Genomic DNA, 12,565 nt, shown 5'->3' with positions numbered 1-12,565 from the left:
GGGAGTTAGGCATCCAGCCAGACGTTCTGGAGATCTATTTCATAGGTCTGGTGCATGCCGTAGTTCTTCACCTTCTTGTTCATGTGGCAGTAGAGCTTCTGCCAGAACGGCTGGATGATGACGCCGGAGTCCTGCAGGATCTGCTCGACATCCTTCATGACCTCCTTGCGCTTGGCGACATCAGTCAGGGCCAGCGCCTGCTTGAGCTTGGCATCGAATTCCGGATTGGAATAGGCCGTCTCATTCCAGGCCTCGCCCGTACGATAGCCGAGCGCCAGCACCTGCACGCCGAGCGGGCGCATGTACCAGATCGTCATGGAATAGGGATATTTCGTCCAGTCGTTCCAGAAGGTCGAGCCAGGCAGAACGGTACGCTTCACCTTTATACCGGCTTCACGCAACTGGCCGGCGATCGCGTCGCCGGTGTTCTTCTGCCATTCGTCCTCGACGGTGATCAGTTCATGCTCGAAGTTGGCCTGTCCAGCGTCGGCCATCAGCTTCTTGGCGCCCGCCACGTCCCGCGTCTTCTTGGGCAACGGATAGTATTCCGGATGGATCGGGCTGACATGGTGGTTTTCGCCCACCGTACCGCGGCCATTATAGCCGAGCTGCAGGACGGCGTTGTTGTCGACAGCCATCTGCAGGGCGTTACGGACCCGCTGATCGTCGTAGGGCTTGTGCGTGATGTTGGTGCGGGCAACCAGCGTGGTCGCCGTCGCGACTTCCGATTTCACGAGGTTCATCTTGTCGAGGATGTCGATGAAATCGGCCGGCGTTTCGAAATCGACGTCGATCTCGCCTGAGTCGAAAGCGCTCACCGTGGCGTTGAAATCGGTGCCGTAGTCGATGAATTCGGCACCGTCGAGCGGCGCCTCGCCACCCCACCACTTGCCGTTCTCGCGGCGCTTGACGACCGCCTTTGTCCCGACAGCGTAGGACACCAGTTCGAAAGCTCCGGTACCGACCGGCTTCTTGATCGGGTCGGCGCCGTCCTTGTCGAAGTCGCGATGCACGACGAGCGCCGGATAGTCGGTGAAATTCGGGATGATCGAGATGTCGGGTTCGGAAAGCTTCAGCTTCACTGTGTGGTCGTCGACCTTGGTGATGGCGCCGTCCTTCGCCTTGCCGGTCTTGGCGTCGATCAGCGCGCCGACACGCGCGGCCATGGAATTACCGGAGGCACCCTTCTCGCACCAGCGGTTCAGATTGACGATCACGTCGTCGGCGTTGAAAGCATCGCCATTGTTCCAGGTGACGCCCTTGCGCAGGTGCAGTGTATATTCGGTGGCGTCGTCGTTGATGTCCCAGCTTTCCAGCAGCACCGGCTCGAAAGTGAACTGGCGGGTATAGCGAACGAGCGGCTCCAGCCAAGCGCGGGTGACGTTTGCCATCTCTGTCCAGTCATAGGTGCGCGGATCCTTCTGCGCCTTGACCGACATCGCGACATGCAGCGTTCCGCCCTTCTTCGGCTCATCGGCAAGAGCCTTTGTCGGAACCGCGAGCCCGATCATGCCATAGGCAACAGCCGTTGAAGCGCCGAAGGCGCTCGCCAGCGCCAGGAACTCGCGCCGGTCCATGCGGCCAGCGCGGGCCTCTTCGGCCATCGCCTCGATGGCGGCCGGGACGCGATCGCCGTTGCTTCTAAAAATCGTCATTTTTCTTTCTCCCATTGGTTCCGTCGGGTCTTCGCCCGTTTTCTTTCAACTAACGCTGTCGGGCAATTTTTCCTCGCGCCGCGCGATCAAATCCTTGAGACCGTCGGCGATACCCTCGTCGAGTTTCGGCTCTTCATAATCGGCGAGCATGTTGCGCGCCTTCTCGCGGCCGCGCGTGTCGTGGTCCTTCGCCCCCTCCGCCTTCCATTGTTCGTAGGAGTTGAAGTCCATGATGCTCGGCATGAAGAAAGCCTTCTCGAAATGCTCGAGCGTGTGCTGGGTGCCGAGGAAATGGCCCTGCGGCCCGACTTCGCGGATCGCCGCCATCGCGTCCTTGAAATCGTCGAAAGGCAGGCCGCCCGCGTATTTGTACCAGCCGACGAGCTGTTCGCAGTCGGTGGCGAATTTCGAGTAACCGCAAGTGAGACCCGCTTCCAGCCAGCCGGCCGAATGCCAGATGTAGTTGGCGCCGGCAAGAATGGCTGCATGCATCAGCATGTTCGCCTCATAGCCGGCCTGGGCATCGTTGAGTTTCGAGCCGACATGGAAGCCCGAGGTGCGCCACGGCAGTTTGTATTTCCGCGCCAATGCGCCCATCAGATACATCATCTGCGCGGCCTCCGGCGTGCCGCCCATCGGCGCGCCGGTCTTCATGTCGACCGTCACCATGAACTGACCGTAGATTTGCGGCGAGCCGGGGCGAATGAGCTGGGTCAGCGCCACGCCCGCAAGCGCCTCGGCGTTGACCTGCGCCACCGCGCCGACGGCGGAAGCCGAGGTGGAGGCGCCGCACAGCGCGAAAGGCGCCAGGATCAGTGGCTGATTGTGGCTCGCATAGACCCGCATGGCGTCGATCATGGTGGCGTCCCACACCAGCGGCGAATTGCAGTTGGTGATCGCCACCAGCACAGGGTTGTCGCGCACGAATTCCTCGCCGAAGACGATGCCAGCCATCGCCATCGTGTCCTCGGCGCGCTCCTTCGACGTCACGATGCCCATGAACGGCTTGTCGGAATGTTTCAGCGCCGAGTGGATGATGTGCAGATGCCGCTTCGGCACCGGTATCTCCATCGGCTCGCAGATGATCGAGCTCGACGAGTGCAGCGCCGGCGCCATATAGGCGAGCTTGTGGAAATTGTTGAGGTCGGCGAGCGTGCCGTAGCGCCTGTTGTTCTCGAGGTCGCGGACATAAGGCGCGCCATACATCGGCACGAAGATCGAGTTCTTGCCGCCGACGCGAACCGTGCGCTCGGGATTGCGCGCATTGAGCGTGAATTCCGGCGGAACCTTCGAGACCAGTTCCATCAGCAGCGCGCGGTCGATGCGCACACGTGTCTCCCTGACATCGGCTCCGGCCGCTTTCCAGAGCTCGATCGCTCCGTCGTCGCGGAACTCGCAACCGACCTCCTCGAGGATCTTGAGCGATTCCTCGTGGATCAGCTCCACCGCCTCGTCCGGAACCATCTGGTACACCGGAATCTGACGGACCAGGGTTGGGAACGACGCGATCGGTGCCCCACGAAGCGCCTTGCGCCCGAGACGGCCACCGCCACGGCGATGGGTTTGCTCGGTCAATTCAGCGGCCGGTGCGTTCATGGAGCCTCCATCCCTTCGATCCAGGTCAACTTAGCGAGGTGAAATACAGCTGTGACGCTGGAAAATCCTGATCTCTTGTATAAGCTGTGCTTATGCGAAACCTACGCCATCTCCTGCCCTCCGCCGGCAGCCTGATCGTCTTCGAGGCGGCGGGCCGGCTGTCGAGCTTCACCGCCGCCGGGCGCGAGCTCGGCATGACCCAGGCTGCCGTTTCCTATGCGGTGCGCGGCCTGGAGGAGCAGCTCGGCGCCCAGCTGTTCCAGCGCCGCCATCGCCAGGTCAGCCTGACCGAGGCCGGCGAGCGCTTCCATGCCGACGTCTCGCTCGGCCTTTCCCACATCCGCAAGTCGGCGGAGGATCTGCGCCTGCAGGCGACCGGCGGCCATGTGACGCTCGCCGCCTCGACGGCCTTCGGTTCGTTCTGGATGATGCCGCGCCTGCAGCGGTTCCGCGACGAGCTGCCGGGCATTGACCTTCGCATCCAGACCGGCGACCGCGATCTCGACATCATAGCCGAAGGCATTCCGCTCGCCGTGCGCGGAGGCGTGCCACGCGACTGGCCGGACTACCATTCGTTATCACTCTCCGACGAAGAGATTTTTCCGGTCGCGGGTCCCAGCTATCTGACGAAATTCGGCCGGCCTGAGACCGTGGAGCAACTGGCGACACACCGCCTCATTCATCTGGAGGAGCCCTATCGCGAGGCCCCGAACTGGGACGAATGGTTCCAGTCGGCCGGCGCCAGCCTCCGCAATGCGGAGCGTGGCTTGCGCATCAATGACTATGCGATCGTGATCCAGGCGGTCATGGAAGGGCAAGGAATCGCGCTCGGCTGGCGCCACCTTGTCGAGCGGCTGCTGTCGACCGGGCTGCTGGTGCCGGTAACGGACCACGTCATGAAGACGGGCACCGCGTTCTACGTCATCTGGCCGAAGAACCGCGAGCTCTCGGACAATGCCCGCAAGGTAAGAGACTGGCTGGTCGCGCAGGCGTAAAGTGGCCTCGCACGCACCGACCGAATCCGTGTAAGATCAGATCATGCCCATTCGACAGCTTTCCGAAACGATGATCAACCAGATCGCCGCCGGCGAAGTCATCGAACGTCCTGCGAGCGTGGTCAAGGAACTGGTCGAGAACGCGCTCGATGCCGGTGCGAGCAAGGTAGAGGTCGTCACGTCGGGCGGCGGGCTGAGCCTGATCCGCGTCACCGATGACGGCTCCGGCATCCCGGAGCAGGAGCTGGCGCTGGCGATCGCGCGTCACTGCACGTCCAAGCTCGCCGAGGACATCCACGACATCCGCTCGCTTGGCTTTCGCGGCGAGGCGTTGCCGTCGATCGGCTCGGTGTCGCGGCTGTCGATCCGCTCGCGCACGGCTTCGGGCGACAGCGCCGCGGAGATCGGCATCGAGGGCGGCCGCGTCCAGCCCGTCAAGCCGGCAGCCGCCAATCGCGGCACCACGGTCGAGGTGCGCGACCTGTTCTTCGCCACGCCGGCACGGTTGAAGTTCATGAAAGGCGAACGCGCCGAAAGCTCGGCCATCAGCGACATCGTCAAGCGCATCGCCATCGCCTTCCCCACGGTGCGTTTCACGCTGGCCGGTTCCGACCGCACGACGCTGGAACTGCCGGCGACCGAGGACAGCGCGAACGGCAGCCTGCGCCGCGTCGCGCAGGTGATGGGCGCCGACTTTCCCGACAATTCCATTGCCATCGACGCGATGCGCGAAGGCGTGCATCTGACCGGCCATGTGTCGATCCCGTCCTTCACCCGCGCCAACGCGCTGCAGCAATACGCCTATGTCAATGGCAGGCCGGTGCGCGACAAGCTGATCGCCGGCGCCATCCGCGGCGCCTTCGCCGATGTCCTGCCGCGCGACCGCCACGCGGTGACGGTGCTGTTCCTGACGCTCGATCCAGCGATCGTCGACGTCAACGTCCATCCGGCCAAGGCAGATGTCCGCTTCCGCGATCCGGGCCTCGTGCGCGGTCTGATCGTCGGCGCCATCCGGCAAGCGCTGGCCGATGCCGGCATCCGCTCCGCCACGACGGGTGCCGCCGGCATGATGGCTGCGTTCCGGCCGGGCGCCACACCCTATGATCACGGCGGTCCGACAAACGGCCATCGCAGCTACGAAGCAGCTTTCCGTGCCTCCGGCCCCACGGGTTTCGACCCTTCGCGCTCGCCGCAGCGGCCGCTCGACATGCAATTCGCAGGTGCCGGCTTTGAACGCGGCAATCCAAGAACCGCCGGCTTCGGCGAGGGCGACCAGGCGGCGTTCGATGCCGGCCCGCTCGCCAGCGCCGATGCGCGCGCCGGGCAGAATGAGGCAACCGAGACGCTGCTTGGCGCGGTGCTGGGTGCTGCGCGCGCCCAGGTGCACGAGAACTACATCGTCGCCCAGACCAGGGATTCGCTCGTCATCGTCGACCAGCACGCGGCCCATGAGCGGCTTGTCTATGAAGCGCTGAAGAACGCCCTCCACTCCCGGCCGGTGCCCTCGCAGATGCTGCTTCTGCCAGAGATCATCGACCTGCCGGAAGAGGACGCCGAGCGGCTCGCCATGCATTCCGAAACGCTCGCCCGCTTCGGCCTCGGCATCGAGCGTTTCGGCCCGGGCGCGGTCGCCGTGCGCGAGACACCGTCGATGCTGGGCGAGACCAATGTCGGGCAATTGGTGCGCGACCTCGCCGACGAGATCGCCGACAACGACACGGTCGAAACGCTGAAAGAACGGTTGGACAAGATCGCGGCGACCATGGCCTGCCACGGCTCGGTGCGCTCCGGCCGGCTGCTCAAGGCCGAGGAGATGAACGCGCTGCTGCGCCAGATGGAGGCGACGCCGGGCTCGGGCACCTGCAACCACGGACGCCCGACCTATATCGAACTCAAGTTGGCCGACATCGAGCGGTTGTTCGGGCGGCGGTGAACCGACTGCTAAACAGGCCGGCACAAGGCGCTTTGATTTACCTCTTCAAATTCACCACGATGACGCCACCCAGCGCCAACGCGCCGCCGAGAATGCCGAGCAATGTCGGCACCTCGCCCAGCCAGAAGAAACCAATCAGCGCCGACATCGGCGAGACCAGATACAAGAAGTTCGAGGCACGCGCCGCCGGCAGGCGCGACAGCGCGGTCGCCCAGGCCGCATAGGCGATCAGACTCGGCACGATGCCGAGATAGATGACGGCGCCGAGGCCGGCGGTGTTGGCGACAGCCGCTTGCTGGAGAGCGGCGGGCAGGAAGGGCGCCAGGCAGAGCGCGCCGAGCACCATGTTGGACGCCGCGATAGTCAGCGGATGGTGGCGGGCAAACAGCGGCTTCTGGACGATGGTGTTGACGGCCGAGCAGAGTGCCGAGCCAAGCACCAGCAGCGCGCCGGCATTGAAATGCAGGCCATGCCCGTCGGCGATCGCAATGATGCCGATGCCGGCGAAGGAAATGACGGTACCGATCCAGGCCAAGCCTGAGAAGCGCTCGCCAAGCAGCGCCATCGCCATGATAGCGGTGAAGATGGGACTGACATTGATGATGAAGCCGGCTGCTCCGGCCGAGACGGTCTGCTCGCCGAAATTGAGCATCGCCGTGTAGAGCGCGACGAAAATAGCGCCGCCGAAGGCGAGGCGCCACAAGTCGCCGACCCTGGGCAGCGCCGGACGCTTGACGGCAAGGTAGATGGCAGCCGGCACGGCGGCGATGGCAAAGCGCAGGGCGCCAAGCTCCAACGGCTGGAAGGCGGCGAGCCCGGCCCGGATCGCGGGAAAGGCGGAGGCCCAGCCGATCACCGTCAGCGCCACGGCGATGGCGGCCGTGGTGTCCATCCGCTGTGTCGAATTCAACGTGCCTGTCGTTGCGCTCATCTCATTGCCCTCGGATTCTTCAGGTCTCGGAAGCAGAAAACGCCTTTCCAGGTCAATTGACAAACGACCAAATCGAGGGTCACCTGTGAGCATGGATCACAGCTCGAACAGTATGCTGCCGCTGGAGACATTGCGCGCCTTCGACGCGGCGGCGCGCACGGGGAGCTTTTCGGCCGCCGCTGAAAAACTCAATCTTACCCATGGCGCGGTCAGCCGGCAAATCGCCAAGCTCGAGGACTGGCTTGGCCTGAAGGTTTTCGAACGCGGCGCGCGCGGCGTGTCGCTGACCAATGAAGGCAATCGCCTGCATCTCAGGACCACCGAAGCCTTCGCGCTGATCTCGGTCAATTCGGACCGGTGGGTGGAGCCGCGCGGCACCGCGGTGGTTCGGCTGGCCTCCATTCCATCGGTGAGCGGCCTGTGGCTTATGCCGCGCATGGCGGCGCTGGAGAACGAGCCAACCCGCCTGCGCATCGTGCTCGACGTCGACAACCGTCAGGCCGATCTCGCCGACGAAGGCATCGACCTGTCGGTCCGCTGCGGGCGCGGCCGCATTCCGGGCCGTGTCTCGGTGCAACTGTTCGAGGAATATCTCTTCCCGATCGCCTCGTCGGGCCTCGCACGAGAGATCGGCGGTGGCGACCCGGCCCGGCTGCTCAAATTCCCGCTGATCAACGATTCCGACGCTTCGGGCTGGCGCGCCTGGTTCGCGGCACAGGACATGGATTACCGGCCGCGCCCGCAAGACCGGCGCTTCGAGGACTATAATCTGGTGCTGGATGCCGCAGCCCATGGCCTCGGCATCGCGCTGGCGCGGCCGCCGCTCACCGAACATCAGATAGAATCGGGGCGCCTCGTCGCCGTTGACGATCGCACCGCGCTCAATCCGGTTTCCTACTGGCTGGATCGTCCGGTCGGCCGGCCGCGCGCAGCCGCAGCCGATCTCGCCAGGCGCATTGCCGAACTGGCCGGGCTTGCTTCGGCAAGGCTGGATGCTTTCCTGCAGGATGGCGATTAGGCTCGAAGGCGTGACGGGCGCGGTCGGAAATCGCGTGATACCTGCTCAACGAAACAGAAAAAGTACGATCATGGTGGTCGCTGCCGAGACGATGGCCGTCACGATCGATATCGTCCACAGCGACGACGGAATTGGCTCGGATCGTGGAGCATGGCCCGCCGGACGGCGGGAGGCGCCGCGCGGTTGCGGCGCGTTGGCGTTGGCCGCGACCAGCACCACGGCGGAAGCGACGGACGGCGAGAATGTGGACTGGGCCGAGGCCGGCGCCAGTTTGGGGGTGCTGTCAGTGGCCGTTATCTGCTTCGGGGCGAAGCCGCGCGAAGCCTGATCGGTGTCCGCCCCTGCCCCGCCCGTCGAGGCTCGTGGCGGTTCATGGTGGCTGGGGGCGTCGGGCTCCATGACGGCCCGGTAGGCGTCCTCGATCGCGGAGGACGACAGGCGTTGCGAGGTTTGAGCAGCCGGTCGCGGCAGCGAGGCTTGCAGCGCCTGGCTGGCGAACTGCGCCGATTGCACCATCACGGGCGCCGGCGGCTGGACGAGCGCCTTGACCAGCGCCGCGGTCGCCGGGTCGGCCTTGGGCGAAGGCACCGGCTGGGGCGTGAGTGCTTCTTTCAGCAAAGACGGCATGCTTGCATTGGCGATGTCCATGGCGCTTCCTGACAACCATTGTGCCATGGAGCAATATTAGATGAACATTGCGCCAAGCTTGACCTTGCCCACGATTTATGGCGATTGAATCCCGATGAACTCAAGTGCCATTGCATGATGAACCGTTTCGAAGGCCCCGGCGGCAAGGAAGCCCGCATCCGCTATCTCGATGGCGATTTCCAGGTCACCAGCCCCGGCTCGTTCGTGCGCTGCGCGGTGACGGGCGAAAACATCCCGTTGGACGAGCTGAAATACTGGAGCGTCGCCAGGCAGGAGCCTTATGTGAACGCCACCGCTTCGCTGCGCCGCGAAATCGAGGTGCATCCGGAACTGCGCAAACGGGGTTAGCCTCTCAGCTTGCGCTGCCGCCAGGCATCGAGCGTCTCCTCGATGATGCGTTCAGGAACATGGTCGAGCTCGAACGCCGTGTCGATTTCCAGCACGTCGAGACGGTCGAGAAAATCCTGCGGGGCGCCGTGGCGCAACCGGGCGGCGTCCTTGGCGGTGGTGATCAGGCCAAGGCTTTCGGCATGCGCCGTCGCGGCCAGTTCTGCAAGTTCGTCCTCGGCATAGAAGTGGTGGTCCGGAAAGGGCCTGGACAGGACCACTTCGCCGCCGGCCCCGCGCACCGTGTCGAAGAACTTTTCGGGATGACCGATGCCGGCAAAGGCCAAAAACCGCTTTCCGGCAAGCCCTGCCTTGCTGCTCGGCTCCGTGTGCGCCTCGAAGATCGGGCGGCCGGCACGCGCTGCCTGACGGACCACGGCATCGGCAGCGTTGCCCTCGCCCATCTTCAGCAATCCGCTGGTGAAGACCAGTTGGTCGACGATTTTGGCCCTGAGCGGACCGCCAGGGATGACGCGGCCATTGCCGATCCCGTAGCGGGCATCGACGACCACCAGCGCATAATCGATGTGGATGCGCGCGCTCTGGAAGCCGTCGTCCATGATCAGGAAATCGCAACCGTGTTTTTCCAGCAGCAGCCGGGCGCCGGCGGCACGATTGGGCGTCACCGCCACCGGTGCGTGTTCGGCCAGCAGCAGCGGCTCGTCGCCGACGTGCTTGGCGCTGTCATGACTGATATCGACGACGTGCGGCTCGGCGAAGGAACCGCCATGGCCGCGCGACAGAAACCCGGGCTTCAGATGCATGCGCTTGGCCTGTAGGGCGAGCGCGATCGCCACCGGTGTCTTGCCGGTGCCGCCGACGGTGAAATTGCCGATGCACAGAACCGGCGCCTGGATCTTCTCGCGCCGGGCTCTGCGCATGCCGCGACCGGCGACCAGCGCGTAGACGGCCGACAGAGGCGACAGCGCCAGGACTTTCCAGTCCGGCTCTTCCCACCAGAATGGTGGTGCTTCTGTGGCCACGTTAACGCCCGTTCGCGCCCTTCAGGCGCGCCTTGACCACCAGCGGCTGGATATAGGGTTCGAGCGATTTGAGCGTGCGTGCCAACGCGCCGCGCATCTCATCGACAGTCGCGATCCCCGCCGCCATCATCTCGTGGCGCGCCACTTCGTTGGTCAGGAGGAAATTGACGGCGCCAGCCAGCATGTCGCGGTCGCGCACCAGCTTGGCGCCGCCGCTGTCGAGCAGGCGCTGATAGGCCTCGCGAAAATTCTGCACGTTGCGCCCGGCGAGAACGGCGGTGTCGAGCATGGCCGGCTCGAGCGGGTTCTGGCCGCCTTCGGAGGTCAGCGAGCGGCCGACGAAAGCGATTTCGGTCAAGCGGAGGTACAAGCCCATTTCGCCGATCGTATCGCCAAGCAGGACATCGGTGTCGGGCCCGATACGGTCGCCCTTGCTGCGCCGCGCAACCTTCAGGCCCATGCCGGAAATCTCCGCGGCAAGGGCTTCGGCCCGATCGGGATGGCGCGGAACGACGATCGTCAAAAGGCCGTTGTGACGCTTGTGCAACATCGCGTGGACTTCCGCCGCGACCACTTCCTCACCATCATGGGTCGAGATCGCCGCCCAGGTCGGGCGATCGCCGATCTGTCGCTGCAAAGTGCCAAGCGCGCGGTCGTCGACCGGCGGCGGGTTCGTGTCGACCTTGAGATTGCCCGACACCGTGACCGGCCGGGCGCCGAGCGCGCGAAAACGCTCGCCGTCGACGTCGGACTGGGCAACGACATGGGCCAGATTCTCGAACAGCGCCTCGGCGAGGTTGGCCCGCTTCTTCCACGATGTGTAGGAGCGATCGGAGAGCCTGCCATTGACCAGCACCTGCGGCACGTGGCGGGCACCGAGTTCGAGGATGGTCATCGGCCAGATCTCGGATTCGGCGATGATCGCCAGATCGGGTTTCCAGTGATCGAGAAAGCGGCTGACCGCCGGCTTCAGATCGAGCGGCACATATTGGTGGATGATGCGGTCGCCGAGCCGCTCGTCGACGACCTGGGCAGAGGTCACCGTGCCGGTCGTCAGCACGATGTTGACGCCGTAGTCGAGGATGCTTTCGACCAGCGGCACGACGGCCAAGGTCTCGCCGACGCTCGCCGCATGGATCCAGATCACCGGTCCCTCGGGGCGCGGTCGGCCGGCGACGCCATAGCGCTCGCGGCGGCGGTTGCGGTCTTCCTTGCCGCGCGAGGTGCGCCAGGCGACGTAGGGCCCGACCAGCGGGTAGGCGGCGGCGCCGGCAAAACGGTATGCCGACAACATGGTACGCGCCCAGCGGCCGCTCACCGCGAATCGTCCACGAGACGGTAGGCCTCGGCGGTCGCGGCATTGAGGGCAACCGTCACTTCCTGGCGCTTGCGCTCCATTTCGGCATCGTCGGCATCCGCCGCCACAAAGATCGGCGTGCCGATGGTCACGGCGGAGCGGCCGAAGGGCAGGTTGATGGTGGTCTTGTCCCAGCTCTTTTCCAGCACCTTGCGGCGGCTGGTGGCGATGGCGACCGGCAGCAGAGGCCGGCCGGAGAGGCGAGCCAAAAGAACGATACCGAGCCCTGCATCGCGCGGGGTACCGTGGGGTATGTCTGCGATCATGGCGACGTTCTTGCCTGCGGTGAGCGACTTTTTGAGGGCGATGAGGGCCTTGGCCCCGCCCTTGTCGAGATGCCTGGCATTGTCGCGCCCGCCCGAACCGCGCACCGCCTCGATGCCGAACTTCTCCAGCATCAGCGCGTTGAGTTCGGCATCGGCACTGCGTGACACCATGGCGACCAGCGGCTTGCGCTTGGGATAATAGGCCGGCGTCAAAAGATGCTGGCCATGCCACAGAGCAATGATCCCCGGCTCGAACTCGGCATAGGCGCCGCCCGAAAAGCGTGCCGATCCGGCGACCAGGGGGCTGGTCAGGCGAACCAGCCGCACGAACTGCGCGAGCAGGCTGGCAATGGCGTTTTTGACGAATCGGGACTGCGCGAGCGGCTGGCGAATCCTGCGCCAGAAGGCCTTGGTCGTGCGGCTGCCGCCCCTGCCCGTGGGCGCGGCCTCGCTGGCTGGCTCTTTCGCCAGATCACGCTCCATCGAAGTCAACCGGCGGCCTTGCTATCGGGATCCAGCAGACGGTGCAGATGAACGACGAAATAACGCATATGGGCATTGTCCACGCTGGCTTGCGCTTTGGCTTTCCACGCGGTGTGCGCGGATTGATAGTCGGGAAAGACGCCGACGATGTCGAGTGCGTCAAGATCCCGGAACTCGGTGCCGCCAAGCTTCTTGAGTTCGCCGCCGAACACCAGATGCAAAAGCTGTTTCTTTCCGTCTTCCGCGGCCATGTCGGTCCTTCACATATCGTGAGTTTGTGACAGGTCTAGACCAAAGCCGCAGACTTTGGAAC

Annotated in this window: 12 protein-coding genes; 4 read left to right on the top strand and 8 right to left on the bottom strand. The window is 64.6% G+C overall.

Annotated features, from left to right (window positions below; translation table 11 throughout):
- Window positions 1-5: 5 nt before the first annotated feature.
- Both LB543_RS00940 and LB543_RS00935 read right to left on the bottom strand, forming a co-directional pair.
- On the bottom strand, window positions 6-1,655 hold the full coding sequence (locus LB543_RS00940) for an ABC transporter substrate-binding protein (RefSeq protein ID WP_224612271.1): 1,650 nt from the start codon (window positions 1,653-1,655) through the stop codon (window positions 6-8).
- Window positions 1,656-1,700: 45 nt separating this feature from the next.
- A complete protein-coding gene (locus LB543_RS00935) occupies window positions 1,701-3,251 on the bottom strand; it encodes a trimethylamine methyltransferase family protein (protein WP_224590408.1) in 1,551 nt (516 codons plus the stop codon).
- A 92-nt stretch (window positions 3,252-3,343) separates the two neighbouring features.
- Here LB543_RS00935 and LB543_RS00930 point away from each other — a divergent pair, with 92 nt between their 5' ends.
- Window positions 3,344-4,246 (top strand): LysR substrate-binding domain-containing protein, encoded by a 903-nt coding sequence (locus LB543_RS00930; RefSeq protein WP_140755620.1) that lies wholly within the window; start codon window positions 3,344-3,346, stop codon window positions 4,244-4,246.
- Window positions 4,247-4,289: 43 nt separating this feature from the next.
- Entirely contained in the window at window positions 4,290-6,179 is a 1,890-nt protein-coding gene (mutL, locus tag LB543_RS00925) for a DNA mismatch repair endonuclease MutL (protein WP_224612260.1), read from the top strand.
- 37 nt (window positions 6,180-6,216) lie between these two features.
- Here the strand turns inward: mutL and LB543_RS00920 are convergent, their stop codons facing one another.
- Window positions 6,217-7,110, bottom strand: a complete 894-nt coding sequence (locus LB543_RS00920; protein ID WP_224612258.1) for a DMT family transporter — start codon at window positions 7,108-7,110, stop codon at window positions 6,217-6,219.
- Window positions 7,111-7,201: 91 nt separating this feature from the next.
- On the opposite strand from LB543_RS00920, the gene LB543_RS00915 reads away from it, so the two are divergent.
- On the top strand, window positions 7,202-8,128 hold the full coding sequence (locus LB543_RS00915) for a LysR substrate-binding domain-containing protein (protein ID WP_224612256.1): 927 nt from the start codon (window positions 7,202-7,204) through the stop codon (window positions 8,126-8,128).
- Window positions 8,129-8,173: 45 nt separating this feature from the next.
- On the opposite strand, the gene LB543_RS00910 is transcribed toward LB543_RS00915, so the two are convergent.
- Entirely contained in the window at window positions 8,174-8,776 is a 603-nt protein-coding gene (locus LB543_RS00910) for a hypothetical protein (RefSeq protein WP_224612254.1), read from the bottom strand.
- Window positions 8,777-8,890: 114 nt separating this feature from the next.
- On the opposite strand from LB543_RS00910, the gene LB543_RS00905 reads away from it, so the two are divergent.
- The gene (locus LB543_RS00905) at window positions 8,891-9,124 is read left to right on the top strand and encodes a DUF2093 domain-containing protein (protein WP_137929779.1); all 234 of its coding nucleotides are present in this window, start codon (window positions 8,891-8,893) and stop codon (window positions 9,122-9,124) included.
- Here the strand turns inward: LB543_RS00905 and lpxK are convergent.
- Genes lpxK through LB543_RS00885 form a run of 4 tightly spaced genes read right to left on the bottom strand, consistent with a single transcriptional unit; the run spans window position 9,121 to window position 12,503 of the window.
- Window positions 9,121-10,146 carry a tetraacyldisaccharide 4'-kinase gene (lpxK, locus tag LB543_RS00900; protein WP_224612253.1) on the bottom strand — a complete coding sequence of 342 codons (1,026 nt, stop codon included), beginning with the start codon at window positions 10,144-10,146 and terminating at the stop codon, window positions 9,121-9,123. The two genes, LB543_RS00905 and lpxK, sit on opposite strands and share 4 nt — an antisense overlap.
- Window position 10,147: 1 nt before the next feature.
- Complete coding sequence (waaA, locus tag LB543_RS00895) at window positions 10,148-11,464, bottom strand: lipid IV(A) 3-deoxy-D-manno-octulosonic acid transferase (protein ID WP_224612243.1); 1,317 nt, start codon at window positions 11,462-11,464, stop codon at window positions 10,148-10,150.
- A complete protein-coding gene (locus LB543_RS00890; protein WP_224612241.1) occupies window positions 11,461-12,252 on the bottom strand; it encodes a lysophospholipid acyltransferase family protein in 792 nt (263 codons plus the stop codon). The genes waaA and LB543_RS00890 overlap by 4 nt, the downstream gene beginning before the upstream one ends.
- 5 nt (window positions 12,253-12,257) lie before the next feature.
- Window positions 12,258-12,503, bottom strand: a complete 246-nt coding sequence (locus LB543_RS00885; protein ID WP_140809000.1) for a DUF4170 domain-containing protein — start codon at window positions 12,501-12,503, stop codon at window positions 12,258-12,260.
- Between the last annotated feature and the right edge of the window lie 62 nt (window positions 12,504-12,565).

This window comes from Mesorhizobium sp. ESP7-2, assembly GCF_020164715.1.
In the GTDB taxonomy this organism is placed as follows: Bacteria; Pseudomonadota; Alphaproteobacteria; order Rhizobiales; family Rhizobiaceae; genus Mesorhizobium.
This window is presented reverse-complemented; position numbering and strand designations above follow the sequence as displayed.